Origin of the sequence: Agromyces atrinae, from assembly GCF_013407835.1 — a bacterium.
In the GTDB taxonomy this organism is placed as follows: Bacteria; Actinomycetota; Actinomycetes; order Actinomycetales; family Microbacteriaceae; genus Agromyces; species Agromyces atrinae.
The window spans coordinates 3,382,734-3,409,535 of the sequence record NZ_JACCBI010000001.1 but is presented as its reverse complement, the minus strand read 5'-3'; the positions used below and the strand labels follow the sequence as shown (position 1 = coordinate 3,409,535).

27 protein-coding genes and 1 riboswitch are annotated in these 26,802 nt (G+C 68.6%); of the genes, 16 read left to right on the top strand and 11 right to left on the bottom strand.

Going from position 1 to position 26,802, the window contains the following annotated elements; all coding sequences use genetic code 11:
* Nucleotides 1–54: 54 nt before the first annotated feature.
* Together BJ972_RS15735 and BJ972_RS15730 are read right to left on the bottom strand one after the other, a co-directional pair.
* Nucleotides 55–735, bottom strand: a complete 681-nt coding sequence (locus BJ972_RS15735; RefSeq protein WP_129175567.1) for a response regulator — start codon at nt 733–735, stop codon at nt 55–57.
* Complete coding sequence (locus BJ972_RS15730; RefSeq protein ID WP_129175565.1) at nt 732–1,976, bottom strand: sensor histidine kinase; 1,245 nt, start codon at nt 1,974–1,976, stop codon at nt 732–734. Before BJ972_RS15730 ends, BJ972_RS15735 begins: the two co-directional genes overlap by 4 nt.
* Nucleotides 1,977–2,153: 177 nt before the next feature.
* Here BJ972_RS15730 and phoU point away from each other — a divergent pair, with 177 nt between their 5' ends.
* The gene (gene phoU, locus BJ972_RS15725) at nt 2,154–2,807 is read left to right on the top strand and encodes a phosphate signaling complex protein PhoU (RefSeq protein WP_129175563.1); all 654 of its coding nucleotides are present in this window, start codon (nt 2,154–2,156) and stop codon (nt 2,805–2,807) included.
* A 72-nt stretch (nt 2,808–2,879) separates the two neighbouring features.
* Here the strand turns inward: phoU and BJ972_RS15720 are convergent, their stop codons facing one another.
* Nucleotides 2,880–3,626 (bottom strand): phosphoglyceromutase, encoded by a 747-nt coding sequence (locus BJ972_RS15720; protein ID WP_129175561.1) that lies wholly within the window; start codon nt 3,624–3,626, stop codon nt 2,880–2,882.
* Between the two features lie 132 nt (nt 3,627–3,758).
* Here BJ972_RS15720 and BJ972_RS15715 point away from each other — a divergent pair, with 132 nt between their 5' ends.
* Nucleotides 3,759–4,568, top strand: coding sequence for a class I SAM-dependent methyltransferase (locus BJ972_RS15715; RefSeq protein ID WP_129175559.1), 810 nt, complete (start codon nt 3,759–3,761; stop codon nt 4,566–4,568).
* Nucleotides 4,569–4,583: 15 nt separating this feature from the next.
* Here the strand turns inward: BJ972_RS15715 and BJ972_RS15710 are convergent, their stop codons facing one another.
* From BJ972_RS15710 to BJ972_RS15675, 8 genes are all read right to left on the bottom strand, one after another.
* Nucleotides 4,584–5,882 carry a thymidine phosphorylase gene (locus BJ972_RS15710; protein ID WP_129175557.1) on the bottom strand — a complete coding sequence of 433 codons (1,299 nt, stop codon included), beginning with the start codon at nt 5,880–5,882 and terminating at the stop codon, nt 4,584–4,586.
* A 105-nt stretch (nt 5,883–5,987) separates the two neighbouring features.
* Nucleotides 5,988–6,389, bottom strand: a complete 402-nt coding sequence (locus BJ972_RS15705) for a cytidine deaminase (RefSeq protein ID WP_129175555.1) — start codon at nt 6,387–6,389, stop codon at nt 5,988–5,990.
* Between the two features lie 13 nt (nt 6,390–6,402).
* Entirely contained in the window at nt 6,403–7,695 is a 1,293-nt protein-coding gene (locus tag BJ972_RS15700; protein WP_206736519.1) for an ABC transporter permease, read from the bottom strand.
* Nucleotides 7,692–8,957 (bottom strand): ABC transporter permease, encoded by a 1,266-nt coding sequence (locus BJ972_RS15695; protein WP_129175553.1) that lies wholly within the window; start codon nt 8,955–8,957, stop codon nt 7,692–7,694. Before BJ972_RS15695 ends, BJ972_RS15700 begins: the two co-directional genes overlap by 4 nt.
* Nucleotides 8,954–10,474: an ABC transporter ATP-binding protein gene (locus BJ972_RS15690; RefSeq protein ID WP_129175551.1), complete on the bottom strand. Its 1,521-nt coding sequence runs from the start codon at nt 10,472–10,474 to the stop codon at nt 8,954–8,956. Before BJ972_RS15690 ends, BJ972_RS15695 begins: the two co-directional genes overlap by 4 nt.
* Before the next feature lie 181 nt (nt 10,475–10,655).
* Complete coding sequence (locus BJ972_RS15685) at nt 10,656–11,738, bottom strand: BMP family lipoprotein (RefSeq protein WP_129175549.1); 1,083 nt, start codon at nt 11,736–11,738, stop codon at nt 10,656–10,658.
* Between the two features lie 297 nt (nt 11,739–12,035).
* Entirely contained in the window at nt 12,036–13,088 is a 1,053-nt protein-coding gene (locus tag BJ972_RS15680) for a BMP family lipoprotein (RefSeq protein WP_129175547.1), read from the bottom strand.
* Nucleotides 13,089–13,102: 14 nt separating this feature from the next.
* Entirely contained in the window at nt 13,103–14,224 is a 1,122-nt protein-coding gene (locus BJ972_RS15675; RefSeq protein ID WP_129175545.1) for a mannose-1-phosphate guanylyltransferase, read from the bottom strand.
* A 226-nt stretch (nt 14,225–14,450) separates the two neighbouring features.
* On the opposite strand from BJ972_RS15675, the gene sdhC reads away from it, so the two are divergent.
* The 14 genes from sdhC (at nt 14,451) to BJ972_RS15605 (ending at nt 26,644) form a co-directional block, all read left to right on the top strand.
* Nucleotides 14,451–14,891, top strand: coding sequence for a succinate dehydrogenase, cytochrome b556 subunit (sdhC, locus tag BJ972_RS15670; RefSeq protein WP_129175543.1), 441 nt, complete (start codon nt 14,451–14,453; stop codon nt 14,889–14,891).
* Between the two features lie 14 nt (nt 14,892–14,905).
* Nucleotides 14,906–15,352: a succinate dehydrogenase hydrophobic membrane anchor subunit gene (locus BJ972_RS15665; RefSeq protein WP_129175541.1), complete on the top strand. Its 447-nt coding sequence runs from the start codon at nt 14,906–14,908 to the stop codon at nt 15,350–15,352.
* An 11-nt stretch (nt 15,353–15,363) separates the two neighbouring features.
* Nucleotides 15,364–17,184, top strand: a complete 1,821-nt coding sequence (sdhA, locus tag BJ972_RS15660; RefSeq protein ID WP_129175539.1) for a succinate dehydrogenase flavoprotein subunit — start codon at nt 15,364–15,366, stop codon at nt 17,182–17,184.
* Between the two features lies 1 nt (nt 17,185).
* Nucleotides 17,186–17,944 carry a succinate dehydrogenase iron-sulfur subunit gene (locus tag BJ972_RS15655; protein WP_129175537.1) on the top strand — a complete coding sequence of 253 codons (759 nt, stop codon included), beginning with the start codon at nt 17,186–17,188 and terminating at the stop codon, nt 17,942–17,944.
* A gap of 20 nt (nt 17,945–17,964) precedes the next feature.
* Nucleotides 17,965–19,257: a YihY/virulence factor BrkB family protein gene (locus BJ972_RS15650; RefSeq protein WP_241830831.1), complete on the top strand. Its 1,293-nt coding sequence runs from the start codon at nt 17,965–17,967 to the stop codon at nt 19,255–19,257.
* 66 nt (nt 19,258–19,323) lie between these two features.
* Nucleotides 19,324–20,157 (top strand): exodeoxyribonuclease III, encoded by an 834-nt coding sequence (locus tag BJ972_RS15645; RefSeq protein WP_129175535.1) that lies wholly within the window; start codon nt 19,324–19,326, stop codon nt 20,155–20,157.
* Nucleotides 20,158–20,240: 83 nt separating this feature from the next.
* Nucleotides 20,241–21,254 (top strand): tryptophan--tRNA ligase, encoded by a 1,014-nt coding sequence (trpS, locus tag BJ972_RS15640; protein ID WP_129175533.1) that lies wholly within the window; start codon nt 20,241–20,243, stop codon nt 21,252–21,254.
* A complete protein-coding gene (locus BJ972_RS15635) occupies nt 21,251–21,832 on the top strand; it encodes a GNAT family N-acetyltransferase (protein WP_129175531.1) in 582 nt (193 codons plus the stop codon). The genes trpS and BJ972_RS15635 overlap by 4 nt, the downstream gene beginning before the upstream one ends.
* Nucleotides 21,829–22,557: an HAD family hydrolase gene (locus tag BJ972_RS15630; protein WP_129175529.1), complete on the top strand. Its 729-nt coding sequence runs from the start codon at nt 21,829–21,831 to the stop codon at nt 22,555–22,557. Before BJ972_RS15635 ends, BJ972_RS15630 begins: the two co-directional genes overlap by 4 nt.
* A gap of 78 nt (nt 22,558–22,635) precedes the next feature.
* Nucleotides 22,636–22,776: riboswitch (FMN riboswitch) on the top strand.
* Nucleotides 22,777–22,857: 81 nt separating this feature from the next.
* Complete coding sequence (gene ribD, locus BJ972_RS15625) at nt 22,858–23,889, top strand: bifunctional diaminohydroxyphosphoribosylaminopyrimidine deaminase/5-amino-6-(5-phosphoribosylamino)uracil reductase RibD (RefSeq protein WP_129175527.1); 1,032 nt, start codon at nt 22,858–22,860, stop codon at nt 23,887–23,889.
* Entirely contained in the window at nt 23,889–24,491 is a 603-nt protein-coding gene (locus BJ972_RS15620) for a riboflavin synthase (protein WP_129175525.1), read from the top strand. Before ribD ends, BJ972_RS15620 begins: the two co-directional genes overlap by 1 nt.
* Nucleotides 24,488–25,771, top strand: a complete 1,284-nt coding sequence (gene ribA, locus BJ972_RS15615) for a GTP cyclohydrolase II (RefSeq protein ID WP_129175523.1) — start codon at nt 24,488–24,490, stop codon at nt 25,769–25,771. Before BJ972_RS15620 ends, ribA begins: the two co-directional genes overlap by 4 nt.
* Entirely contained in the window at nt 25,768–26,238 is a 471-nt protein-coding gene (ribH, locus tag BJ972_RS15610) for a 6,7-dimethyl-8-ribityllumazine synthase (RefSeq protein ID WP_129175521.1), read from the top strand. The genes ribA and ribH overlap by 4 nt, the downstream gene beginning before the upstream one ends.
* Nucleotides 26,239–26,287: 49 nt before the next feature.
* Nucleotides 26,288–26,644: a hypothetical protein gene (locus BJ972_RS15605; protein WP_129175519.1), complete on the top strand. Its 357-nt coding sequence runs from the start codon at nt 26,288–26,290 to the stop codon at nt 26,642–26,644.
* Nucleotides 26,645–26,802 lie beyond the last annotated feature (158 nt).

Genomic DNA, 26,802 nt, shown 5'->3' with positions numbered 1-26,802 from the left:
GCCGCGAACCCGGTTCGCGGCGCCTTTCGCGTACCCGCCGAGACGGGCCGGGCCTCAGGCCTCGAAGCGGTAGCCGAGACCGCGCACGGTCACCAGAAGTTCGGGCTCGGACGGCGCGACCTCGATGCGCGAGCGGATGCGCTTGATGTGCACGTCGAGCGTCTTCGTGTCGCCGAAGTAGTCGCTGCCCCACACCCGGTCGATGAGCTGGCCGCGGGTGAGCACGCGCCCGGCGTTCCGCATGAGCAGCTCGAGGAGTTCGAACTCCTTGAGCGGGATCGAGATCTCCGAACCGTCGACGGCGACCGTGTGCCGCTCGATGTCCATGACGACGCGACCGTGGTCGAGGATGTTGTCGTCGAGGCCCTCGACCTCGACGCGACGCCGCAGCACCGCACGGATGCGGGCGAGCAGCTCACGCGTCGAGTACGGCTTCGTGACGTAGTCGTCCGCTCCGAGTTCGAGCCCCACGACGATGTCGACCTCGGAGTCCTTGGCCGTGAGCATGATGATCGGCACGTTCGAGCGCGAGCGCACCTCGCGGCACACCTCGGTGCCCGGCAGGCCGGGGAGCATGAGGTCGAGCAGGATGAGGTCGGCGCCGCTGCGGTCGAACTCGGCGAGCGCACTGGGACCGTCCTCCGCGACCGTGACGTCGTAGCCCTCACGTTCGAGGAGGAAGCTGAGCGGCTCGCTCAGTGCGGATTCGTCTTCGACGAGGAGGATGCGAGTCACGGGGTGTCTCCGGGGATCGATGCGCGGGCGGGGAGGGGGCTGGATGCGGAGAGACGATCTCTCGAGTCATCCGTCGTACTGCGGAGCGGGTCGGTGGCCGGCTCGTCGGCGGGGAGCTGGGGAGCCTCGGGCAACCGGATGACGAACGTCGAGCCGCGCCCCGGTCGTGACCACGCGCGCACCTCGCCGCCGTGGTTCTGCACCGTGTGCTTCACGATGCTGAGGCCGAGGCCCGACCCGCCGGTGTTGCGCGAGCGCGCCTGATCGACGCGGTAGAAGCGCTCGAAGATGCGCTCGAGGTCGTCCTCGACGATGCCGATGCCCTGGTCGATGACGGCGATCTCGACGATGCCCTTGTCGCACGTCACGCCGATGCCGACGCGCGAGTTGTCGTTCGAGTAGCTCACGGCATTCGAGACGAGGTTGTTGACCGCGACGAGCAGGAGCGCCGGGTCGCCGTAGATCTGGGCCTTGCTCTTCGCCTTGACGGCGACCTCGATGCCGCGAGCCTCCGCGACGATGCGGTTCTGATCGACCGCCGCCGCGACGATGTCGTCGACGTCGATGAGCTCGTCGGGGCGGAGCGCATCGTGCGCCTGCAGCCGGGAGAGTTCGATGATCTCGCTCGTGATGCGCGCGAGGCGCGACGACTCCGAGGAGAGCCGGTGCGCGAAGCGGCGCACCATCGGCGGCTCGTCGGCCGCCTGGTCGAGGGCCTCGGCGAGAAGGCTCACCGACGCGATCGGGGTCTTCAGCTCGTGGCTGATGTTCGCGACGAAGTCACGGCGCACCTCGTCGAGGCGATGCGCCTCGGTGCGGTCCTCGGCGAGGATCATGATGAAACGCGTGCCGAGTCGCGCGATGCGCACGTGCAGTTGCAGGAGGGCGTCACCGCCGAATGGACCGCGCCCGAGCGAGATGTCCTGCGTGACCGACTCCCCCGAGCGCCGCACGTCGCCGGCGATGTCGACGAGTTCGGAGTGCACGAGGTTGCCGTTCCAGACGAGCCCCATCGCGAGCGCACCGGGAGAGGCCTTCAGCACGTTGTTCGACGGATCGATGACGATTCCCGCCGACTCGAGCGCATCGAGCACCTGGTCGACGCCATCGGGCACGGTGGGGCTGACGACCCGTGCGGCGCTGGCCCCCCGGCGCTCCGCGAGATGGAACAATCCCACGAAACCCGCGCCGATCACGAGTCCGAGCGCCAGCGCGATCAGCACCAACCACGTGGGATCCATGGCACCAGACTAGAACGCGGCGCGCCGACGATTCGACGTTACCCCTCTGCTCGGGGCTACTTTAGAGACTGTTCAGGTCATCGGCACCTGCCGTTAACCTCTCCCGGCCACGATTCCCGAAGGTCGGTGAGCCGGAGAGTTCTTCGCGTCCGCGCGACCAAGGAAGGGATTCGATCCATGCGTGAGGTGTTCCAGCAGGAACTGCGCGAGGTCCAGGAGCGACTCGTCGAGATCGCGAACCTCGTTGCGGAATCGATCGAGAAGGCGACGACGGCGTTCAACCAGTCGAACGTCAGTCTCGCCGAAGAGGTCATCGAGGACGACTATCGCATCGACGCCCTCGCGGTGGCACTCGATGAGCACGCGATCACGATCCTCGCTCGTCAGTCGCCCGTCGCCCGCGATCTTCGTATCGTCGTGAGCGCGCTGCGCATCAGCGCATCGCTCGAGCGCATGGGCGACATGTCGACCCACATCGCGCAGCTCGCGCGCTACCGTTTCCCCGACAAGGTCGTGCCGAAGTCACTGCGCCCGACCTTCGCCGAGATGGGCCGCCTCGACGTCGAGATCGCGCGGAAGCTCGCCGAACTCGTCACCACCGAGAACATCGAGCTCGCCGAAGAGATCCGCAACGACGACGACAAGATCGACGCGCTGCACCTCTCGGTCTTCGACAAGGTGCTCGGCGAGACCTGGAAGGGCGAGGCCGTCGACACGGTCGACGCGACCCTCGCGAGCCGCTACCACGAGCGTTTCGCCGACCACGCGGTCTCGATCGCCAAGAAGGTGCAGTACCTCGCCACGGGCGACTGGGTGCCGGAAGACGTCTGATCCCCGAGCCACGGAAAACGGCGGATGCCGCGAGCGATTCGCTCGCGGCATCCGCCGTTTCGGGGTCTCGGTCTACTTCTTGCCCTGAGCGGCCACAGCGGCCGCTCCGGCGGCGGCGGCCTCGGGGTCGAGGTACTCGGCCGGGCCGAGCGGCAGGAAGTCGTCACCGAGGCGGTAGACGAGCGGGATGCCGGTCGGGATGTTCAGCTCGGCGATGTCGTCGTCGCTGATGCCGTCGAGGTGCTTGACGAGGGCGCGGAGCGAGTTGCCGTGGGCGGTCACGAGCACGGTCTTGCCCGACTCGAGGTCGGGGACGATGTCCGACGTCCAGTACGGGATCATGCGGTCGATGACGTCCTTGAGGCACTCGGTGCGCGGCAGCTCGCCGTCGGCGAGGTCGGCGTAGCGCGGGTCGCCGACCTGCGAGTACTCGGCGTCGTCGGCCAGCACGGGCGGCGGCACGTCGAACGAGCGACGCCACAGCTGGAACTGCTCGGGGCCGTACTTCTCGAGCGTCTCGGCCTTGTCGAGGCCCTGCAGGGCGCCGTAGTGACGCTCGTTGAGGCGCCAGCTGCGACGGACCGGGATCCACGCGCGGTCGGCCTCGTCGAGGGCGAGGTTCGCGGTCTGGATCGCGCGGGTGAGCACCGAGGTGTGCAGCACGTCGGGCAGCACGCCCGACTCGGCGAGCAGCTCGCCGGCACGCTTCGCCTCTCCGACACCCTGGTCGGACAGACGCACGTCGACCCATCCGGTGAAGAGGTTCTTCTGGTTCCAGTCACTGTTTCCGTGACGCAGCAGCACGAGGGTATAAGCCATGCCTCCAGGGTAGTCGGGTTCGCAATTCAGGTTCGAACACGTGTCGTGACCCGATGCGCCGCAGCGCGACGCCCGACTCGCCGCTCCGCACCTGAATTGCGCACGGGGTCGAGCGGAGGTGAGGATGTTCGGATGCCGGTGGGACAGATCACGCGCGGGACGACCAACACGAATCGTCTCCGCCGCGTCGACCGCTGGATCGCCGACCGGCCCGAACTGCAGACCGCCGCCGATCCCCTCGTCGTCGACCTCGGCTACGGCGCGAGCGGCGTCACGGCCTTCGAACTCGCGGCACGCCTGCGCTCGGCACGACCCGACGTCTCGGTGCTCGGCCTCGAGATCGAACCCGGTCGCGTCGCCACGGCGACGGCCCAGCTCGAGCGCGTGCAAGCGGGACTCACGCCCTTCGCCGCCGACTCCCCCGTCTCGTTCGCCCTCGGCGGGTTCGACGTCTCGATCCCGGGCGGGCGGCGCCCCGCCGTCATCCGCGCCTTCAACGTCCTACGGCAGTACGACGAATCGGATGTCGCGGGAGCATGGCGTCTCATGACGAGCCGCCTGCAGCCCGGCGGGCTGCTCGTCGAGGGGACGTGCGACGAGATCGGGCGTATCGCGAGCTGGGTCGCGGTCGACGCATCGGGGCCGCAGAGCCTCACGGTGAGCCTCCGCCTCGCGAACATCGACGCGCCGTCCGTCGTCGCCGAGCGCCTGCCGAAGGCGCTCATCCACCGCAACGTGCCCGGTGAGCGTGTGCACGCGTTCCTCACCGACCTCGACCGGGCGTGGCGCGTCAACGCACCGCTCTCGGTCTACTCGCCCTCGCAGCGGTGGATCGCGACCATCGCGTCACTGCGGTCGACTGGCTGGCCGATCCTCGCCGACGCGCGCCGCTGGCGCCTCGGCGAGGTCACCGTGGCCTGGGAGGCCGTCGCTCCCCGGTAGACGCCGACGCGGCCGTCAGCGACCGATGCGCTCGGCGATCAGCGGGCCGCCGTCCTGCACGGTCTCGCCGGCGTCTCCGATGCGCCACGCGCCCTCGACCGATTCGAGAGCACGCGTGAAGCGAGCGGCGTCCTCGGCGTGCAGCGTGAAGAGCGGCTCGCCGGCCTTCACCGTGTCGCCCGGCTTCTTGTGCAGGTCGATTCCCGCCGAGTGCACGACGGGGTCCTGCTTGCGGGCGCGGCCGGCTCCGAGACGCCAGGCGGCGATGCCGAACGGCAGAGCGTGCTGCTCGACGAGCACACCGTCACGGTCGGCCGTGACCGTGTGGGTCTCGGGTGCGACGGGCAATGCGGCATCCGGGTCGCCGCCCTGCGCATGGATCGACGCCCGCCACGTGTCCATGGCACGGCCGTCGTCGAGAGCGCCCTCGACATCGGCATCCGTCACTCCCGCGAGCGCGAGCATTTCGCGGGCGAGGGCGAGCGTCAGCTCGCGCACGTCGGCGGGGCCACCGCCGGCGAGCACCTCGACCGATTCGCGCACCTCGTTGGCGTTGCCGATCGTGAGGCCGAGCGGCACGTTCATGTTGGTGAGGAGGGCGGATGTCGCGACGCCGGCATCTTCACCGAGCTCGACCATCGTGCGGGCGAGCTCGCGCGAGCGCTCGATGTCCTTGAGGAACGCGCCCGAGCCGAACTTCACGTCGAGCACGAGAGCGCTCGTGCCCTCGGCGATCTTCTTCGACATGATCGACGACGCGATGAGCGGGATCGCCTCGACCGTGCCCGTGATGTCGCGGAGTGCGTAGAGCTTCTTGTCGGCGGGGGCGAGGCCTGCGCCCGCGGCGCAGATGACGCCGCCCACGTCGCGCAGCTGCGCGAACATCTCCTCGTTCGTGAGGTCGGCGCGCCAGCCCGGGATCGACTCGAGCTTGTCGAGCGTGCCGCCCGTGTGGCCGAGTCCGCGACCCGAGAGCTGCGGCACCGCGACGCCGAACGAGGCGACGAGAGGCATGAGCGGGAGCGTGATCTTGTCGCCCACGCCACCCGTGGAGTGCTTGTCGGACGTCGGCTTGCCGAGGCCCGAGAAGTCCATGCGCTCGCCCGAGGCGATCATCGCCATCGTCAGGTCGCGGATCTCGCGGCGCTCCATGCCGTTCAGGAAGATCGCCATGGTCATCGCCGACATCTGCTCATCGGCGACGTAACCGCGCGTGTAGGCATCGACGAGCCAGTCGATCTCGGCGGTCTCGAGCGCGCCTCCGTCTCGCTTGGTGCGGATCAGGTCGACGACGTCGAACGCTTCGATACTCATGGTGTCCTTCCTGTGCAGGAGTCGTGGCGAGGGAACGGAGCGATTGCGACGAGGGACTCCTGCGAATCGTCGAAGCTCCGACAAAGAGGGCGTGGCCCGGGCGCCTCAGGCGTCGCGGTACTCGACGAGCTGACGGGGCCCGAACGCGTCGGGCAGCACCTCGTCGATCGTCTTGATGCCCGACACGGTCTCGAGGAGCATGCCCTCGGCCGAGTGCTCGTAGAGCAGCTGACGGCACCGGCCGCACGGCATGAGCACGTTGCCGTGCCCGTCGACGCAGCTGAAGGCGATGAGCTTTCCGCCGCCGCCCATCGTGAGCGCCGACACGAGCGAGCACTCGGCGCAGAGCGTCACCCCGTAGCTCGCGTTCTCGACGTTGCAGCCGTTCACGATGCGGCCGTCGTCGACGAGCGCCGCGGCCCCCACCGGGAAGTTGGAGTACGGCACGTAGGCGAGCTTCATGGCGTCGTTCGCCGCGGCGCGCAGTTCATCCCAATCGATGCTCATGCGTCATCCCCGATCATGATTTTATGTACGGTTTACCGGCTGCCGCGGGGCCTCGACTGAGACCCACGAGACCCGCGACCGCGAAGATCGTGACGAGGTACGGCAGCATGAGCAGGAACTCGCTCGGCACCGGAGAACCGATGATTCCGAGCACGTTCTGCAGGCTCGACGCGAAGCCGAAGAGCAGGGCAGCGAGCGTCGCCTTGATCGGGTCCCAGCGACCGAAGATGACCGCGGCGAGGGCGATGAAGCCGGCGCCCGCCGTCATCTCCTTGTTGAACGCGCCGACCGAGCCGAGCGTGAAGTACGCACCTCCGAGACCGGCGATCGCACCCGCGAGCGAGACGTTCCAGAACCGCGTGCGGCCGACGTTGATGCCGACGGTGTCAGCGGCCTGCGGGTGCTCGCCCACGGCGCGGAGGCGGAGGCCCCAGCGCGTGTAGAACAGCGCGAAGAACACGAGCGCGACCGCGATGTACATGAGGTAGATGATGATCGTCTGCCGGAAGAGCACCGGTCCGATGATCGGGATCTCGCTCAGGAACGGGATGTTGATGCGCTCGAAGCGCGGCGGCGAGTTGAGGAGCGCCGCGTCCTCGGTGAGCACCTGCGAGTAGAGGAAGCTCGTGAGACCCGTGACGAGCACGTTGAGCACGACACCGACGATGACCTGGTCGACGAGGTACTTGATCGCGAACGCGGCGAGCACGAAGGACACGAGCATGCCGGCGAGCATCGCCGCGGCGAGACCCACGAACGCGTTGCCGGTGATCGAGGCGACCATCGCCGAGACGAACGCGCCCGCGAGCAGCTGACCCTCGATCGCGACGTTGACGACACCGACGCGCTCGGAGATGACTCCGCCGAGGGCACCGAAGATGAGCGGCACGCTCAGGGCGACGGTTCCGATGAGGAGACCAGGCACGGGGATCGTCGCGCCCGCGGCCGCCCACGTCAGGAATCCGACGACGAGCAGCAGGGCGAACACCGAGATGAGCCAGAGCGGCGTCTTCCGGCGCGACCGCACGAGGAGGAAGGCGACGACGGCGATCGCGACGAGGAGCGCCGTGATGACGTAGCCGGTCGTGCGCGACGGCAGGTCGAGCGGCGGCAGCTGGATGAAGTCGTTGTCGGTCGAGAGCCGGAACCGCGTGACGGCGTCGGCGGCGACCGGTACGAGAACGAAGAGGATGAACCCGATGAACGCGAAGATGGCGAGCGCGATCGGCGCCTTCCAGCTTCGGACGTCGGCCTTCTCGAGCACGATGGGCTGGTCGGCGTGGTGGTGTTCGGTTGCGGTGCTCACTTGGCCGTCACCTCCTGCGTCACGTTGGGGACGGCTCGGCGCGGGCGCGAACCCGGGGCCGGCAGTCGGAAGATCGCACGCACGAGGGGCGGCGCGGCGATGAAGAGCACGATGAGCGACTGCACGACGAGCACGATGTCGATCGGCACGCCCTCGGCGGCCTGCATCGCGAATCCGCCGGCCTTGAATGCACCGAAGAGGATGCCGGCGACGAAGATGCCCCACGGCTTCGAGCGACCGAGCAGAGCGACCGTGATGGCGTCGAATCCGACACCGGCGTCGATGCCGGAGCTGAAGCCCGTCGTGACCGTTCCGAGCACCTGGTTGACGCCCGCGAGGCCGACGAGGCCACCCGAGATGAGCATGACGTAGACGTACATGCTCTTGACGTTGATACCGGCGACACGAGCAGCGTTGGGGTTCTCGCCGACGGCGCGGAACTTGAAGCCGAGGCTCGAGCGGCTGAGCAGCCACCAGACGTAGACCGTCGCCGCGATGACGACGAGGAAGCCCGCGTGCAGGTTGTACGACGGCCCGAGGAGGTCGGGGAAGATCGCGGTCTCCTGCATGGGCGGCGTCTTGGGGTTGTTGCTGCCGGGCGCCTGGAGCGCACCGGGGGTGCGCAGCAGGAAGGTGATCAGGTAGAACGCGACGTAGTTCAGCATGATCGTCACGATGACCTCGTGGGCACCGGTGCGGGCCTTGAGGAGTCCGACGATGCCGCCCCAGATCGCACCGCCGATAAGTCCGGCGAGCACGGCGACGATGAGGTGGATGACGGGAGGCAGGTTCCACGCGAAGCCGACGTAACCGGCGCACGCCGCGGCGATGAGCATCTGGCCGCGACCACCGATGTTGAAGAGGCCGGCGCGGAACGCGAGGCCGACGCCGAGACCGGCCGCGATGAGCGGGGTCGCGAAGGTGAGCGTCTCCGTGAGCGGCTTGATGCCGGTCGCGAAGTCCGGGCGGCGGAAGTTGTAGATCGCGCCCTGGAAGAGAGCGCTGTACGCACCGGAGACCGACTGCCAGATGGCGCCGAGCATGTCGCCCGGCCGCGCGAAGAAGTAGCCGGCCGTCTTCTGGACGTCGGTGTCTGTGATGGCGATGAGGATCGCGCCGACGAGGAGCGCGAGCACGACGGCGAGCACCGAGATGACGGCGCTTCCCGTGATGATCTCGCGGAAGGCCGACTGGAACCTCGAGGGCTCCTCACCCGGAGGTGTCGGGCGTGGGGTGGGGGCTTCTGCCGTCGCCTGGCTCACGCGGCGACCTCCGTTCCCGCCGGGAGTTCTCCGGCCATCATGAGTCCGAGGACGTCGCGCGGGGTGGTGCCGGGCACGATGCCGACGATCGCGCCGCGGTACATGACCGCGATGCGGTCGGCGAGCGCGACGACCTCGTCGAGCTCGGTCGAGACGACGATCACGGGAACACCCGAGTCGCGCGTCTCGACGATGCGCTTGTGCACGAACTCGATCGAGCCGACGTCGATACCGCGCGTGGGCTGGGCGGCGACGAAGAGACGCAGTTCACGGCTCAGCTCGCGCGCGAGCACGACCTTCTGCTGGTTTCCGCCCGAGAGTCGGCCGACCGGCGTCGTGATGCCCTGCGCTCGCACATCGAACTCGCGCACCTTCTCTTCGGCGAACTGGGCGAGGTAGCTCAACTGCAGCGATCCCGCCTTCACGAAGGGGGCCGAGTCGGAGCGGTCGAGCATGAGGTTCTCGGCGATGGTGAACTCGCCGACGAGTCCGTCCTCCTTGCGGTCCTCGGGCACGAAGCCGACACCGGCGTCGAGCACCTTCCGCACGCTGAGGCCCGTGAGGGTCGCGCCGTCGAGGGAGACGGTGCCGCGCACGCGCGGCTGGAGGCCGAGGATCGCCTCGGTCAGCTCGGTCTGGCCGTTGCCCTGCACGCCCGCGATCGCGAGGATCTCGCCGCCGCGGACGTCGAACGAGACGTCGTTCACGACGATCTGGCCGAGCGGATCGATGACCGAGAGCTTCTCGACGATGAGAGCGCGGTCGCCGAGCGTCGGCGGGTTCTTGTGCACGGTGAGCTCGACGGCGCGGCCCACCATGAGGGATGCGAGGTCGGAGTTCGACGCGGTCGGTGCGGCTTCGCCGACGACCTTGCCGAGACGGATGACGGTGATGCGGTCGGCGACCTCGCGCACCTCACGCAGCTTGTGCGTGATGAACACGATCGCCGTGCCCGACTCGCGGAGCTGGCGCATGATGACCATGAGCTCGTCGGTCTCCTGCGGCGTCAGCACGGCCGTCGGCTCGTCGAAGACGAGCACGCGGGCGTCGCGCGAGAGGGCCTTGATGATCTCGACGCGCTGCTGCACGCCGACGGGGAGATCTTCGACGAGCGCGTCCGGGTCGACGTCGAAGCCGAACCGCTCGGAGATCTCGATCACGTGGCGACGCGCGGCGGCGAGGTCGAGGCGACCGCCCGCCTTGGTCTCCTCATGACCGAGCATGACGTTCTCGGCGACGGTGAAGACGGGGATGAGCATGAAGTGCTGGTGCACCATGCCGATGCCGGCCGCCATGGCGTCGCCGGGGCCCGAGAAGTGCTGGACGACGTCGTCGAGCAGGATCTCGCCCTCGTCGGCCTGATACAGGCCGTAGAGCACATTCATGAGTGTGGACTTGCCGGCGCCGTTCTCGCCGAGCAAGCAGTGGATTTCTCCGGGCTCAACGGTGAGATCGATGTGGTCGTTCGCGACCAGAGCGCCGAACCGTTTGGTGATTCCACGAAGTTCGAGCTTCATACTCCCCATCCTAAGAGCGGTGCGCCGATGTCGGTGGGTCTGCTCACAAGTGCAGCTGCCGGTGGGTCGTCGCTCGGAAGTTGTCCATGTGCTCAGGTGAGCACGGTGAGTGGCGGTTAACCGCGCCACGGGGAGGCCAGGCGAACCCGGCCTCCCCGCGACACAGCGATGTGCTTACTGACTACTTGGGCGACGAGGGCGACTCGACGGGGATCGAACCGTCGACGATGCCGGCCTTGATCGTCTCGAGCTCGTCGGCGAGAGCCGGGTCGACCTTCGATTCGAAGTCGTGGAACGGGGCGATTCCGACGCCGTCGTTCTCGAGCGTTCCGACGTAGGGCTCGTTGCTGAACTCGCCACCGGCAGCAGCGGTGACGACGTCAGCGACACCGACCTTCATCTGCTTGAGGATCGAGGTGAGGAAGAGCGACGCGTTGTCGGGGCTGGTCTCGACGAGGTCGGCGTCGACACCGATCATCGCGATGTCCTTGCCCGAGTCCTTGATGGCTTCGATCGCCGACAGGAAGATCGGTCCACCGACGGGCAGGAGCACGTCGACGTTCTGGTCGATGAGGCCCTGAGCCGAGCTCTTGGCGACCTCGTTGGCCTCGAAGCCACCGGTGAACGAACCGGTCTGGCTGGCGACATCCCAGCCGACGACCTTGACGTCGGTGCCCTTCTGCTCGTTGAAGTACGCGACGCCGTCGGCGAAGCCGTCCATGAAGATGGTGACGGTCGGGATCTGCATGCCGCCGAAGGTGCCGACGGAGCCGGTCTTCGAGTAGCTCGCGGCCGCGTAGCCGGCGAGGAACGCCGCCTGGGCGGTGTCGAAGATGATCGGCTTGATGTTCTCGCCCTCGATCGACGAGTCGATGATGGTGAACTCGACATCGGGGTTCGCCGCAGCAGCCTCGGTGGTCGCCTCTTCGAGGAGGAAGCCGACGGTGACGATCAGGTTGCAGCCCTGGTCGACGAGGCTCGTGATATTCGGAGCGAAGTCGGTCTCGGTCGCGGACTCGACCTGCTTGTAGTCGACGCCGAGTGCGTCAGCGGCCTCGACGAGACCCTCGTAGCCGAGCTGGTTGAACGACTTGTCGTCGAATCCGCCCGAGTCCGAGACGATGCAGGGGAGGAAGTCGGGAGCCGCGGCTCCATCGGTGCTTCCGCCGCCTTCTTCGGGTGCCGAGGCGCAGCCGGCGAGAAGCGCGGCAACGCCCAAGGTCGCGAGACCGCTGAAGACGGCCTTCCGGGTCGTGATCGTCACTGTGACCTCCAAGATGCAGGCCCTCTATAAACGGGGCCAGAGTGCAAGTCACGTTACAGAAAGTTGCGGCGAGTGACAGGGTCGCGAGCGAGCGCGAAACCGAAAAGTTACAAATCTCTGCTCATATGAGCAACCGCGTGGTCACGACACGCTCACCCGCCGCATCCGCCGCCCCTCCCTCACCCCAACCCCCTCGTCTCGGCGTCACGACACGCTGGTTATCGGGTCGATAACCAGCGTGTCGTGACGCCGAGACGGAAGGTAAGTGCGGGGGCGCGGGGGCGCAGGGGCGCGGGGCTAGGGGGCGCTCGGGGAGGTGACCTCGATGGTGCCCGCGATGATCTCGGAGCGCACCCCGTCGATCTCGGCCTGGAGCTCGGGGCTCACCCGGTCGGCGAGGTCGTGGTACGGGGCGAGCCCGACTCCCTCGTTCTCGAGCGTTCCGATGAAGGGCTCGTTCGTGAAGGTGCCGTCGATGTCGTCGCCGACGATCTGCACGACGGCGTCCTGGGTGTTCTTCAGCACGCTCGTGAGGATGACGGGACGGAACGAGGCGTCGAGCGTGTCGTAGCCGTCGTTGTCGACCCAGATCACGAGGGCGTTCCGCTCGAGGGCCGCCGCTGCGGCACCTTCACCGACCTGCCCCGCGACGGGGAGGATGACGTCGGCGCCCTGATCGATGAGGCCCTCGGTCGTCGTCTTCCCCTTGTTGATGTCTTCGAAGTCGCCCGTGAACGTGCCGTCCTGGGCGGCCTTGTCCCAGCCGAGCACACGAACGGCTGTGCCGTGCACCTCGTTGTAGTGGGCGACGCCGTCGACGAAGCCGTCCATGAAGAGGGTGACGGGCGGCTGGTTGCCGCCGCCGAACGTCGCGACGACGCCGGTCTGCGTGACACCCGCGGCGAGGTAGCCCGCGAGGAAGGTCGCCTGCGCCGTGTCGAACACGATGGGCTTGATGTTCTCGCCCTCGACGAGCTCGTCGACGATCGCGAAGTGCACGTCGGGGTTCGCCGCGGCCTGCTCGGTCGTCGGGTCGGCGAGCTCCCACCCGACGGTCAGCACGAACTCGCAGCCGCTCTCGACGGCCTGCTGCACGTTCGGCGCGAGGTCGGTCTCGTTGGTCGAGACGAGCGCGCGCACGTCGATGCCGAACTCGTCGCTCGCCGCCTCGAGGCCCTCCCAGCTCGACTGGTTGAACGAGCGGTCCTCGAGACCGCCCGAGTTGGTGACCATGCGCGCGCAGTAGTCGCTGCCGGCGGTCTCGCCGCCGGCGTCGGGCGCGGCGGCGCAGCCGGCGAGGAGGACGGATGCCGCGAGCACGCCGGTCGCGGCCAGATGACGAGTGAGCATGAGGGGTCCTTTCGTCAGAGCACGTCGCTCGAGCCGCTGAGCTTCAGGGCGTCGACGACGCTCTTCACCCGCTGGGCGTGCTCGGCGGTCGTCACGAGGAGGGCGTCGGGGGTGTCGACGACCACGATGTCCTTCACGCCGATGAGGCTGATGACACGCTTCGTCTGCGTCACGACGATGCCGCTCGACGCGTCGGAGAGCACGCGGGCGTCGCGGCCGAGGATGGCGAGGTCGCTTGCCCGACCGCGCGAGTTGAGCTTCGCGAGGGATGCGAAGTCTCCGACGTCGTCCCACCCGAAGAGACCGGGGATGACGACGAGGCGACCGGCGGCCGCGGCGGGTTCGGCGACGGAGTAGTCGATGGCGATCTTCTCGAGACGCGGCCAGATGCGGTCGACCGCGGGGCCGCGCGTCGCCGGATCGTCCCACGCCTCGGCGAGTTCGAGGAGGCCCGCGAGGAGCTCGGGGCGGTTGCGGCCGAGTTCCTCGAGGATGACGGAGGCGCGGGCGATGAACATGCCGGCGTTCCACAGGTGGTCTCCACCCGAGACGTACGTGCGGGCCGTGGCGAGGTCGGGCTTCTCGACGAACGACTCGACGAGGAGTCCGTGGGGCGCTCCCTCGATGGAGAGCGACTCGCCGCAGTGGATGTACCCGAAGCCGACGGCGGGTTCGGTCGGGCGGATTCCGATCGTCGCGATGTACCCGGCCTCGGCCGAGGCGACGGCCTCGACGACGGCCTCGCGGAAGAGTGCGGCACCCGTGATGACGTGGTCGGCGGCGAAGGAGCCGATGACGACGCCCGGCTCGCGTCGCTCGAGGATCGCCGCGGCGAGTCCGATCGCGGCGGACGAGTCGCGCGGTTCGCTCTCGAGCACGACGTTCAGGTCTTCGAGCGCGGGGAGCTGGCTCTCGACGGCGCCGCGGTGGGCGCGACCCGTGACGACCATGATCCGCTGCTCGCCCGAGAGCGGGGCGAGGCGGTCGAACGTGTCGCGGAGGAGGGTCTGGCCCGACCCGGTGAGATCGTGGAGGAACTTCGGCGCATCGGCGCGGGAGAGCGGCCACAGGCGCGAACCGACACCGCCCGCCGGGATGACCGCGTAGAAACCGGGGATCGCGTGGTCGTTAGGCATGCGGCCAGACTACCGAGAGGCGGATGACGCGTCATCGCGCTCAGTGGAAACTCTCGCCGGCCGCGTCATCCGTTCGATCTCGATCGGGAGATGTCTCGACGTCGAGACACTTAGGTTTGCCTTAGCGGCAGGGGCCCCGGAGCGGAGATAGACTAGCGGCATCGAGCCTCGTGCTCAGAGTGCCCTCTCTTCGCAGGGCGTACACGACAGCCAGGGAGGGTTGTTCATGCCAGAGTCGCCGGCAGGAACCCTGACGGAATCGGTCGATTCGAACGTCGGGACGGCGAAGAAGAAGCACCGACCGGGCGGAACGCTCTATCGGGGCAATGAAGGCATGTGGTCGTGGGTGCTTCACCGCATCACGGGCGTCGCCATCTTCTTCTTCCTTCTCGTCCACATCCTCGACACGGCTCTCGTGCGAGTGAGCCCCGAGGCGTACAACGCCGTCATCGGCACGTACCAGACGCCCATCATGGGCCTCGGTGAGGTCGCCCTCGTCGGCGCCATCGTCTTCCACGCCTTCAATGGTCTGCGCATCATCCTCGTCGACTTCTGGTCGTGGGCGACGCGCCATCAGAAGCTGCTGTTCTGGATCGTCATCGGCCTGTGGGTCGTCACGATGCTGGCCTTCACCCCCCGCCACCTGATCAACGTGTTCAGCCACTAGGAGAGGAGAGCGACATGACGACAACCATCGACTCCCCCCGCGCTCCGATCCGCCCGGCCCGCAAGCGCGGGATCAACTGGGAGAAGTGGGGCTGGATCTACATGCGCGCCTCGGGCGTCGTGCTCGTGGTGCTGATCTTCGGCCACCTCTTCGTGAACCTCATGGTCGGCGAAGGCGTCAAGGCCATCGACTTCGGATTCGTCGGCGGCAAGTGGGCCCAGCCGTTCTGGCAGTGGTGGGATTGCCTCCTGCTCTGGCTCGCGCTGATCCACGGCACCAACGGAATGCGCACCCTCGTCAACGACTACACCAACCCCGGGCGCATCCAGTCCGTGTTGAAGGGTGCCCTCCTGGCATCCGCTGTCGTCCTCATCGTCCTCGGCACGCTCGTCATCTTCACCTTCGAGCCCTGCCCCGTGGGAGCACCCGCCGATCTGCTCCCCTCGTTCTGCTCGGCTTGACTAGGAGCACTGTGACTGCCGCCCCGTCCCCCTGGAACAACGACGCCGACGTACGGATCGTCGACGGAGTCCACTACCACCAGTTCGACGTCGTCATCGTCGGCGCCGGCGGTGCCGGCATGCGTGCCGCGATCGAAGCCGGCCCCGGCGCGAAGACCGCCGTCATCTCGAAGCTGTACCCGACGCGCTCCCACACGGGTGCCGCTCAGGGCGGCATGGCTGCCGCCCTCGCGAACGTCGAGGAGGACAGCTGGGAGTGGCACACCTTCGACACCGTCAAGGGCGGCGACTACCTCGTCGACCAGGACGCGGCCGAGATCCTCGCGAAGGAGGCCATCGACGCGGTCATCGACCTCGAGAACATGGGCCTGCCCTTCAACCGCACACCCGAGGGCAAGATCGACCAGCGCCGCTTCGGCGGTCACACGCGTGACCACGGCAAGGCGCCCGTCCGCCGTGCCTGCTACGCCGCCGACCGCACGGGTCACATGATCCTGCAGACGCTCTTCCAGAACTGCGTCCGCCTCGGCATCAACTTCTTCAACGAGTACTACGTGCTCGACCTCGTCATGACCGAGGTCGACGGCGTCGACCAGCCCTCGGGCGTCGTCGCCTACGACCTCGCCACGGGCGACCTGCACGTCTTCCAGGCCAAGGCGATCATCTTCGCGACCGGCGGCTTCGGCAAGATCTACAAGACGACGTCGAACGCGCACACCCTCACGGGCGACGGCGTCGGCATCATCTGGCGCAAGGGCCTCCCGCTCGAGGACATGGAGTTCTTCCAGTTCCACCCGACCGGTCTCGCCGGCCTCGGCATCCTCCTCACCGAGGGTGCCCGCGGTGAGGGTGCGATCCTCCGCAACGCGAGCGGCGAGCGCTTCATGGAGCGGTACGCCCCGACCATCAAGGACCTCGCGCCGCGCGACATCGTCTCGCGCTGCATGGTGCAGGAGGTCGCCGAGGGCCGCGGTGCCGGCCCGCACAAGGACTACGTGCTGCTCGACTGCACGCACCTCGGCGCCGAGGTGCTCGAGACGAAGCTCCCCGACATCACCGAGTTCGCCCGCACCTACCTCGGTGTCGACCCGGTCTTCGAGCCCGTCCCCGTCATGCCGACGGCGCACTACGCCATGGGCGGCATCCCGACGAACGTCGCGGCCGAAGTCCTCCGCGACAACACGACCGTCGTGCCCGGCCTCTACGCCGCCGGCGAGTGCGCGTGCGTCTCGGTGCACGGATCGAACCGTCTCGGAACGAACTCGCTCCTCGACATCAACGTCTTCGGCAAGCGCGCCGGAAAGAACGCCGTCGAGTACGTGCAGACGGCCGAGTTCGTGCCGCTGCCGGACGACCCGACCGCGGAGATCCGCGGCCTGCTCGAGCACCTGCGCACCTCGACCGGCACCGAGCGGATCGCCGCGATTCGCAAGGAGCTGCAGGACGAGATGGACAAGGGCGCCCAGGTGTTCCGCACCGCCGAGTCGCTCGCGCACGTCATGAACGTGATCGCGGGCCTGCGCGAGCGCTACAAGAACATCGCCGTGCAAGACAAGGGCAAGCGGTTCAACACCGACCTGCTCGAGGCCGTCGAGCTCGGCTTCCTGCTCGATCTCGCCGAGGTCGTCGTCTTCTCGGCGGCGAACCGCGACGAGAGCCGCGGCGGCCACATGCGTGACGACTTCCCGAAGCGCGACGACGAGAACTACATGAAGCACACGATGGCGTATCTGTCGGGCGACGCACACTCGTCGCACGCCGCCGATCACATCCGGCTCGACTGGAAGCCGGTCACGATCACGCGCTACCAGCCGATGGAGAGGAAGTACTGACGTGAGCACCGCTACGCTCGACGCCCCGACGACGGATGCCGCGATCCTTCCGTTCACCGTGACGTTCATCATCCGCCGGTTCGACCCCGAGGTCGACGACGAGCCGCGCTGGCAGGACTTCGACGTCGAGATGTACTCGACCGACCGCGTGCTCGACGCCCTCCACAAGATCAAGTGGGAGCAGGACGGCACGCTCACGTTCCGTCGCTCGTGCGCCCACGGCATCTGCGGCTCCGACGCCATGCGCATCAACGGCCGCAACCGCCTCGCGTGCAAGACGCTCATCAAGGACCTCGACATCTCGAAGCCCATCTACGTCGAGGCGATCAAGGGTCTGCCCCTCGAGAAGGACCTCATCGTCGACATGGAGCCGTTCTTCGCGTCGTACCGCGAGGTGCAGCCGTTCCTCATCGCGAACTCCACGCCGGAGCCCGGCAAGGAGCGCGTGCAGTCGATCGCGAAGCGTGAGATCTTCGACGACACCACGAAGTGCATCCTGTGCGCCGCGTGCACCTCGTCGTGCCCCGTCTTCTGGACCGACGGCCAGTACTTCGGCCCGGCGGCGATCGTCAACGCGCACCGCTTCATCTTCGACTCGCGCGACGATGCGGCCAACGTGCGCCTCGACATCCTGAACGACAAGGAAGGCGTGTGGCGCTGCCGCACGACCTTCAACTGCACCGAGGCGTGCCCGCGTGGCATCGAGGTGACGAAGGCGATCGCCGAGGTCAAGCAGGCCATCATGCGCGGTAAGCCGTAGCCCCTCGCTAGTCTGGTCGCGTGAGTCAGTCCCCGAACCGCGATGCTTCGGCGCGCGGTGGGCGCTCCCGCGTACCCGCGTCGGAGCCGGTTCCGGCTGAACCGGTGATCGGCATGCCGCTCGATTCCGAGTCGGCCATGCGCGAGCGGATGCGCCGTGCCGAGGCGGAGCTCAAGGAGCGTGCCGACCAGGTGAGCGGACCCTTGCGCGAGCGCTTCGAGGAGCCCGTGCAGCGCGTCACCGAGCTCACGCAGCGCACCCTCGCGCTCTTCCCCGTGCGCGTCTGGCGGCGCTTCCTCACGGTCAACGGCTTCCTGCTGAGCGCCGGGATGAGCTATCAGGCGCTCTTCGCGATCTTCGCGGCCGTCTACGTGGTCGTCGCGGTCGCGGGTATCTGGTTCAGCGGTCGCCCCGACGTCATGCAGGCCGTCATCGACCTCATCAACACGTACATCCCGGGCCTCATCCGCGAGGGCGGCGCGATCACGCCCGAATCCCTCGAGGCAGCCGCGACGACCAGCACGAGCCTCTTCGGGTGGACCGGCGCCGTCGCCCTCGGTGGTCTCATCTGGACCGCGATCGGCTGGGTCACCTACTCGCGGCTCGCGATCCGCAGCGTCTTCGGGCTGCTGAAGGACACGCGCGCATACGTCCTCCTCAAGGCCCGCGACTTCCTCGCCGCCCTCATCTTCGGTGCCGCGCTCCTGCTCGGAGCGGGCCTCACCGTCGCGAGCACAGCGGCCCTCGAGTGGATCATGAGCCTCTTCGGCGTGCCCGAGGACTCGTGGCTGACCTCCTTCGCGGGTTCCCTTGTCGGCCTCGTGCTCGTCTTCGTCATCGACGCGTCCGCGCTCATCGCCCTCTTCCGCTTCCTCTCGGGCGCCGAACTCCGATGGCGCCAGCTGTGGAGCGGATCGCTCCTCGGCGGTCTCGGACTCGTCGTGCTGCAGTTGCTCGCGTCGACGCTCCTCGGCAGCGCGACGCGCAACCCCCTGCTCGCGACCTTCACCGTCTTCATCGGTCTGCTGCTGTGGTTCCGTTTCACGAGCGTCGTCATCCTCGTCGCCGCATCGTGGATCGCCGAAAGGGCGAGCGATCGCGACGAGTCGCTGCGCCGCGTGAGCGCCGAGGAGCTCGAACGCGAGCGCATCGAGCGCGAGCGCCACGCCCTCCTCGTCGCCGCACGTGTGCGGGTGCGGCGAGCCCAGGCCGCCGTCGACGCGGCGCACTGGTGGAACGCGTGGAGCGCCCGCCGTGAGCTGCGGGCGGCGACCACGGCGCTCGGCGAGCTCGACGCGACGAACAGCGGATGACGCGGAGGGCGCCCGCGCTCTGTCGGCGGCCGCGCTCTGTCGGCGGCCGCGCCTATGATCGAAGGCATGGCCCGCCCCCTTCGCATCGCCTCTGTCAACGTGAACGGCGTCCGCGCCGCCTACCGCAAGGGAATGGGCGACTGGCTCGACGCCCGCGGTGTCGACATCCTCGCGCTCCAAGAGGTGCGCGCGTCGACCGACGACCTGACGGGTCTTCTCGGTGACGAATGGTCGGTCCTGCACGACGCGGCGACGGCCAAGGGTCGCGCGGGCGTGGCGATCGCTTCGCGCAACCGAGCGACCATCCACCGCGTCGAGTTCGGTCCCGACGAGTTCGACAGCGCAGGCCGCTGGATCGAAGCCGACTACGAAGTGGGCGACAAGATCGTCACGGTCGTCAGTACCTACGTGCCGACCGGTGGCGTCGGCACGCCGAAGCAGGACGACAAGTACACGTTCCTCGCGGGCATGGCCGAGCGCCTTCCCGCGCTCGCCGCGCACACCGACTACGCGGTCGTGATGGGCGACCTGAACGTCGGGCACCGCACCCTCGACATCAAGAACTGGAAGGGCAACCTCAAGAACGCCGGCTTCCTGCCGGAGGAGCGCGCCTACTTCGACCAGTTCCTCGGCGCAGAAGGCGCCGACGACTACAACGCGGGCGGCGGCCTCGGCTGGGTCGACGTCGGGCGACGTTTCGCCGGCGACGTCGCGGGCCCGTACACGTGGTGGTCGCAGCGCGGCAAGGCCTTCGACACCGACACCGGCTGGCGCATCGACTACCACCTGGCGACGCCCGCACTCGCGGCGACCGTCACCGACTACGCGGTCGACCGTGCGGCGGCCTACGACGAGCGATGGTCCGACCACGCCCCCGTCGTCGTCGACTACGCCCTCTGACCCTTCTCGCCCGCCGGCCCGCCGCGGCGCGACACTCCCCGTGACACCCGGCCCCTCGGCCCTCCGAACAGGAATCTCTTCGCATGACCTCGTCCTCCCGCCCCGTCCTCTTCTCGGGCATGCAGCCCTCCGCCGACTCGCTGCACCTCGGCAACTACCTCGGCGCCCTCACCAACTGGGTGGCGCTGCAAGACTCGTACGAGTCGTACTACTGCGTCGTCGACCTGCACGCGATCACCGTCGCGCAAGACCCGGTGGCCCTGCGGGCGAGCGTGCGTCGCACGGCCGCGCAGTACATCGCCGCGGGCATCGATCCCGAGAAGGTCACTCTGTTCGTGCAGTCGCAGGTGCCGGCGCACGCCGAGCTCGCCTGGATCCTCTCCACGATCACGGGCTTCGGCGAGGCGAGCCGCATGACGCAGTTCAAGGACAAGTCGGCCAAGCAGGGCGCCGACGCGACGACCGTCGGTCTCTTCACCTACCCCGTGCTCATGGCGGCCGACATCCTCCTCTACGGCACCGAGCTCGTGCCCGTCGGCGACGACCAGAAGCAGCACCTCGAGCTGACTCGCGACCTCGCAGGGCGTTTCAACTCGCGGTTCGGCCAGACGTTCACGATCCCCGAGGCCTTCATCGGCAAGGAGTCAGCCCGCATCTACGACCTGCAGGAGCCGACGTCGAAGATGTCGAAGTCGGCGGCCACGGAGGCCGGCCTCGTGAAGCTCCTCGACGAGCCCTCCGTCACGGCGAAGAAGTTCAAGAGCGCGGTCACCGACACCGAGCGCGAGATCCGTTTCGACCGTCAGGCGAAGCCGGGCATCTCGAACCTCCTCGGCATCCACTCGGCGATCAGCGGAACGAGCGTCGCCGATCTCGAGGCCGCCTACGCGGGCCGCGGGTACGGCGACCTGAAGAAGGAGCTCGCCGAGCTCGTCGTCGAGACGCTCGCGCCGATCCGTGAACGCGCCCTCGAGCTCACGAACGACCCGGCCGAGCTCGATCGCGTGCTCGCCGCCGGTGCCGAGAAGGCCGACGCCCGCGCCCGCGCGACGCTCGCCGAGGTCTACGACCGCATCGGATTCCTGCCGCGCCGATGAGCGATCCCGTCGACCTCCGCACGGCACGGCTCGTGCTCGATCAGCCGACGACGGCCGACGTCGACACCATCGCCGAGTTCTGCCGCGACCCGCTGTTCGAGCGCTATCTGACGACGCCGTGGCCCTACGAACGCCACCACGCCGACATGTACGTCGAGCAGTATGTTCCGAACGGATGGCAGACCGGGGGCGAGTCGACGTGGGCGTTGCGCCTCGAGCCCGGCTCGCCGCTGCTGGGCGTCGTCGGCATCCGCTCGGGTTCGGGTGAGATCGGATTCTGGCTCGGTGCGCCGCACCGCGGCCACGGCTACATGCCCGAAGCGGTGCGCGCTGTGATCGCGTGGGCGCACGACGGCGGCATGCCCGGAGTCGACGACCTGCTCTGGCGGGCCGCGCCAGGCAATCGGGCATCGGCGTCGGTCGCGCGCGCGACAGGTTTCCGTTTCACGGGCGAGGTCGATCCGACCTTCCTCGACCGATCGGGCCAGCCGACGGCGGCGTGGATCGCACGGCGCGGCCGCAGCATCGACCACAACGCCGCGGCAAGTTGGGCCGCGATCCTCGAGTGGCCGTCGTGAGCGGGGCTGCCCTCCAGGTCGTGCTCTTCGATCTCGACGACACGCTCTTCGCGCATCGCGAGGCGGTGCGGAGCGGCATCGTCGCGCACTCCGCGCTGCGCGGGCACCGCGGCGAGGCCGACGCGCTCGATCGGCTGTGGTTCGAACTCGAAGAGCGGCACTATCACTCGTATCTCGCGGGCGACCTGAGTTTCGAGGGCCAGCGCCGAGCGCGGGCTCGCGACTTCGCGGCGGCCCACGGCGTCGAGCTCGATGGTGACGCCTCGGGTGCGTGGTTCGCCGACTACTTCGAGCACTACCGCGCTGCCTGGCACCTGCACGCCGATGCGCTTCCCACCCTCGACGCGCTCGAGCGCGTCATCCCGGGCGTGCGGTTCGGCATCATCACCAACGGCGAGGCCGACTTCCAGGCCGACAAGATCGACCGCGTGGCGATCGCATCACGCCTCGAGCATGTCATCGCGTCGGGCGAGCTCGGCGTGACGAAACCCGATGCGCGCATCTTCCAGCACGCGGTCGAAGCCTTCGGCGTCGCCCCGGCCGCCGCCGTCTACGTCGGCGACCGCCTGCGGACGGATGCGCTCGGCGCCGCGCGCGCCGGACTCACGGGCGTGTGGATCAACCGGAGCGGCAAGCGCCCGAGCGAGTCCGACGCCGCCGAGATCGCGGAGCTCGGGGTCATCGAGATCGCGTCGCTCTCCGAGCTCCCCGCGCTCCTCGCCTGACCGATCCTGCGTCCTTTACGCGAGTGTGACGGGGAATACTCGGGGTGTCGGAGCGTTGACCTACAATCGAGAACACGAAACGTGCTCCGGGGTCGGTGAGAATCCGAACCGGCGGTGATAGTCCGCGAGCCGTGAGAGTTGCCCAGTCGGGTCGCTCGAGCGGTTGAACTGGTGAAACTCCAGTACCGACGGTTAAAGTCCGGATGGGAGGCGCACGGGTCGGTAGTCGTCGAGAGACGACCGCCGACGCTCGGACGCGAGTCCATCGATCCCCGGAGCCCGCACAGGGAACGGAAGAGGATGTCGGTCGTCGAGCGGTCGCAACACGAGGAACGGGCGTTGCGCCGAGCCATCGAGCTCGCCGGCCGCGGTCCCTCGCGCGGCATCAACCCTCGGGTCGGCTGCGTGATCCTCGATGCCGACGGCGATGTCATCGCCGAGGGCTGGCACCGCGGCGCCGGTACGGCTCACGCCGAGGTCGACGCCCTCTCGAAGCTCAGCGAGGGCGCGGCGCGCGGCGCGACGGCCGTCGTCACGCTCGAGCCCTGCAACCACGAGGGCCGCACGGGCCCGTGCGCCCAAGCACTCATCGCGGCGGGTGTCTCCCGCGTCGTGTTCGCCGTGCCCGACCCGGGTCAGCACTCCTCGGGAGGCGCCGAGACCCTGCGTGAGGCCGGTGTCGACGTCGAGGGCGGACTCCTCCTCTCGGACGCCGAGACCGCACTCGGCGACTGGCTGCCCGCCGCTCGACTCGGACGACCGCTCGTGACGGTGAAGTGGGCGCAGACCCTCGACGGTCGCGCAGCAGCCGCCGACGGGTCGAGTCAATGGATCACCGGCCCCGCCGCCCGAGCCGACGTGCACGTGCGCCGCGCCGCCGCCGACGCCATCGCCGTCGGTAGCGGAACGCTCCTCGCCGACGACCCGTCCCTCACGGCGCGCACTCCCGGCGGCGAGCTGCTCGAGTCGCAACCGGTTCCCGTCGTCTTCGGGAGTCGCGCCATTCCGGCCGATGCCGCCGTGCACCGGGGCCCGCACGAGCCGCTCCACGTCGACGGCCACGACCTCGATGCCGCGCTCCGTGAGCTGCACTCCCGAGGCATCCGTTCGCTCTTCGTCGAAGGCGGCCCGACGCTCGCGAGCGCGTTCCTCGCCGCCGATCTCGCCGACGAGCTCGTCGTATACATCGCCCCCACGCTTCTCGGCGGACCCCGCGTCGCGATCGGCGACCTCGGAATCGGCACGCTCGCCGACGCCCACCGACTCACATTCGACTCACCCGAGACACTCGGCGACGACATCCTGATCGTCGCCCGGAGAGGAACCCGCTGATGTTCACCGGAATCATCGAAGAGATCGGCCGCATCGACCGCATCGAACTGACCGACGACGCCGCCCGCTTCACCGTGCGCGGACCCATCGCCGTCTCCGATGCGCGCCACGGCGACTCGATCTCGGTAAGCGGCGTCTGCCTCACCGTCGTCGAGCAGGGCGACGACTGGTTCACGGCCGACGTCATGCGGCAGACCCTCGTGACGTCGACCCTCGGCGACGCCGCCGAAGGCCGCACGGTCAACCTCGAGCGCGCCGCGAAGATCGGCGACCGCATCGGCGGCCACATCGTGCAGGGCCACATCGACGGCACCTCCGAGCTGCTCTCGGTCGTTCCCGGTGAGGCGTGGCGCGTGCTCCGCTTCAGCCTCGACCCTCAGCACGCCCCGCTCGTCGTCGATAAGGGCTCCATCACGGTCGACGGCACGTCGCTCACGGTCAGCGCCGTCGGCGACGACTGGTTCGAGGTGTCGCTCATCCCCGAGACCCTCACGGCGACGACGCTCGGCGAACGCGTCGTCGGCGACCGGGTGAACATCGAGACCGACATCCTCGCCCGCCAGGTGCAGCGCATGCTGCGATTCGAAGGAGACCGCGCATGAGCCTCGCCACGATCCCCGAGGTGCTCGACGCGCTCCGCGCCGGCAAACCCGTCATCGTCGCCGACGACGAGGCCCGAGAGAACGAGGGCGACGCCATCATGGCCGCCGAGTTCGCGACGCAGGAGTGGATCGCCTGGATGGTGCGCCACACGAGCGGCTACCTCTGCGCCCCCATGCCCGACGGCGTCGCCGACCGGCTCGACCTGCCCCTCATGGTCGAAGACAGCCAGGACGCACGAGGCACCGCCTACACGATCACCGTCGATGCGGCCGATCGCGTGAGCACGGGCATCTCGGCCGCCGACCGCGCCCACACGCTCCGCGTGCTCGCCGACCCGTCCGCGACGCCCGACCGGCTCATCCGGCCCGGCCACGTCATCCCCCTGCGTGCGCGCGAGGGCGGCGTGCGCGAACGGCCCGGGCACACCGAGGCCACGGTCGATCTCATGAAGCTCGCGGGCCTCGCGCCCGTCGGCGTCATCGGCGAGCTCGTGGCGGACGACGGCGAGATGATGCGCCTGCCCGGCCTCATCGAGCTTGGCGAGAGCGCCGGCCTGCCCGTCACGACGATCGCGGCGCTCGTCGCGTGGCTCGACGAGCACCCGGCCTCCGACGTACCGGCCGCCGCCGACGTGCCCGAGTCGTCGCGCGTCACGTTCGAGGTCGAGACGACCGTTCCGACCACGCACGGACCGTTCCGCGTGCGCGCCTACCGCGACCGCTCGACGGGCGCCGACCACGTCGCGATCGTCGCCGGTACCCCGAGCGCGCAAGGCACACTCGTGCGCGTGCACTCCGAGTGCCTGACCGGTGAAGCGTTCGGCTCGCTCAAGTGCGAGTGCGGCCCGCAGCTCGACGCCGCCCTCGACACCATCCAGCGTGACGGCGGTATCGTCATCTACCTGCGCGGCCACGAGGGTCGAGGCATCGGCCTCATCAACAAGCTGCGCGCCTACGCGCTGCAGGAGCAGGGCCTCGACACGCTCGACGCCAACCTCGCGCTCGGCCTGCCCGCCGACGCGCGCGACTACGGCGCCGCGACGGCGATCCTCGACGAGATGGGCGTGCGCTCGGTGCGACTCCTCACGAACAACCCCGAGAAGATCCGCCAGCTCACCTCCCACGGCATCGCCGTGAGCGAGCAGGTGCCCCTCGTCGTCGGCGTCGGCGCCTTCAACGAGGGCTACCTTGAGACCAAGCGCGAGCGCATGGGCCACACCATCACCGACAGCCAACTCGGCGCCGCCGAGGCAGCACTCCTGGAAGGACACGCATCATGAGCGGAGCAGGCTCCCCCACACTGACGGTCGACGGCACGGGGATCACCGTCGTGATCGTCGCGGGCAGCTGGCACGAAGTCGTCACCGACGGGCTCATCGCGGGCGCGCAGCGCTTCCTCGACTCCGCCGGCGCGACCCACTCGCTCGTGCGCGTGCCCGGCAGCTTCGAGCTGCCGATCGTCTCGAAGGCCGCCCTCGACGCGGGCGCCGACGCCGTCGTGGCCCTCGGCGTCATCATCCGCGGGGGTACGCCCCACTTCGAGTACGTCTCGTCGGCGACGACCGACGGCCTCACGCGCGTCGCCCTCGACACGGGCAAGCCCGTCGGCTTCGGCGTCCTCACGACCGACGACGAGCAGCAGGCCCTCGACCGTGCGGGCATCGAGGGCTCGAAGGAAGACAAGGGAGCCGAGGCCGCCGAGGCCGCCCTCGCGACGGTCGTCGCGCTGCGGAGCCTCGCCCGCTGAGGTTTCCCTTACTGGCGACGACGTTCTTGCTCTACATACAGTAGAGAGCATGAACGTCGTCGTCATGATCCTGCTCATCCTGCACTTCGTCGGCCTCGCATCGCTGCTCGGAGGTTTCCTCGTGCAGACGAAGGCAATCGGTCGCGGGAAGGGCACCGTCGTGACCGCGATGGTGCACGGAGCACTGACGCAACTCGTGACGGGCGTCGCCATGGTCGGCCTCATCGAGATGATGGGCGAGCGCGACCTCGACATGGCGAAGATCGCCGTCAAGCTCATCGTCGCCGTCGTCATCACGGTTCTCGTGTTCGTGTTCCGCAAGAAGGACCCGGCGCCGTCATGGGCGCTCTGGCTCATCGGCGGCCTGACGCTCGCGAACATCGTGATCGCCGTCGTCTGGCGCTGATCGAGCCGTTCGTCGCGCGAACAGTACCGTTCGTCTCGCTCGAGTCGACGCGGCTCGCGCCCGAGCGTAGCGTTCTGAGGTTGCCACAAGCGACGGATGACTCATCCGTGTGCGGTTCTGACGCCTGATCGACGCCTCCCCCCATGCGGAGATCAACG

What these genes read in the sequence shown, in the direction of transcription:
- BJ972_RS15675 (WP_129175545.1), bottom strand. Translation starts at nt 14,224, where the DNA reads ATGCCTAACGACCACGCGATCCCCGGTTTCTACGCGGTCATCCCGGCG.
- ribA (WP_129175523.1), top strand. Translation starts at nt 24,488, where the DNA reads ATGAGCCTCGCCACGATCCCCGAGGTGCTCGACGCGCTCCGCGCCGGC.
- BJ972_RS15620 (WP_129175525.1), top strand. Translation starts at nt 23,889, where the DNA reads ATGTTCACCGGAATCATCGAAGAGATCGGCCGCATCGACCGCATCGAA.
- BJ972_RS15720 (WP_129175561.1), bottom strand. Translation starts at nt 3,626, where the DNA reads ATGGCTTATACCCTCGTGCTGCTGCGTCACGGAAACAGTGACTGGAAC.
- BJ972_RS15710 (WP_129175557.1), bottom strand. Translation starts at nt 5,882, where the DNA reads ATGAGTATCGAAGCGTTCGACGTCGTCGACCTGATCCGCACCAAGCGA.
- BJ972_RS15635 (WP_129175531.1), top strand. Translation starts at nt 21,251, where the DNA reads ATGAGCGATCCCGTCGACCTCCGCACGGCACGGCTCGTGCTCGATCAG.
- phoU (WP_129175563.1), top strand. Translation starts at nt 2,154, where the DNA reads ATGCGTGAGGTGTTCCAGCAGGAACTGCGCGAGGTCCAGGAGCGACTC.
- BJ972_RS15705 (WP_129175555.1), bottom strand. Translation starts at nt 6,389, where the DNA reads ATGAGCATCGATTGGGATGAACTGCGCGCCGCGGCGAACGACGCCATG.
- ribD (WP_129175527.1), top strand. Translation starts at nt 22,858, where the DNA reads ATGTCGGTCGTCGAGCGGTCGCAACACGAGGAACGGGCGTTGCGCCGA.
- trpS (WP_129175533.1), top strand. Translation starts at nt 20,241, where the DNA reads ATGACCTCGTCCTCCCGCCCCGTCCTCTTCTCGGGCATGCAGCCCTCC.
- BJ972_RS15680 (WP_129175547.1), bottom strand. Translation starts at nt 13,088, where the DNA reads ATGCTCACTCGTCATCTGGCCGCGACCGGCGTGCTCGCGGCATCCGTC.
- ribH (WP_129175521.1), top strand. Translation starts at nt 25,768, where the DNA reads ATGAGCGGAGCAGGCTCCCCCACACTGACGGTCGACGGCACGGGGATC.
- BJ972_RS15645 (WP_129175535.1), top strand. Translation starts at nt 19,324, where the DNA reads ATGGCCCGCCCCCTTCGCATCGCCTCTGTCAACGTGAACGGCGTCCGC.
- BJ972_RS15690 (WP_129175551.1), bottom strand. Translation starts at nt 10,474, where the DNA reads ATGAAGCTCGAACTTCGTGGAATCACCAAACGGTTCGGCGCTCTGGTC.
- BJ972_RS15715 (WP_129175559.1), top strand. Translation starts at nt 3,759, where the DNA reads ATGCCGGTGGGACAGATCACGCGCGGGACGACCAACACGAATCGTCTC.
- sdhC (WP_129175543.1), top strand. Translation starts at nt 14,451, where the DNA reads ATGCCAGAGTCGCCGGCAGGAACCCTGACGGAATCGGTCGATTCGAAC.
- BJ972_RS15730 (WP_129175565.1), bottom strand. Translation starts at nt 1,976, where the DNA reads ATGGATCCCACGTGGTTGGTGCTGATCGCGCTGGCGCTCGGACTCGTG.
- BJ972_RS15605 (WP_129175519.1), top strand. Translation starts at nt 26,288, where the DNA reads ATGAACGTCGTCGTCATGATCCTGCTCATCCTGCACTTCGTCGGCCTC.
- BJ972_RS15665 (WP_129175541.1), top strand. Translation starts at nt 14,906, where the DNA reads ATGACGACAACCATCGACTCCCCCCGCGCTCCGATCCGCCCGGCCCGC.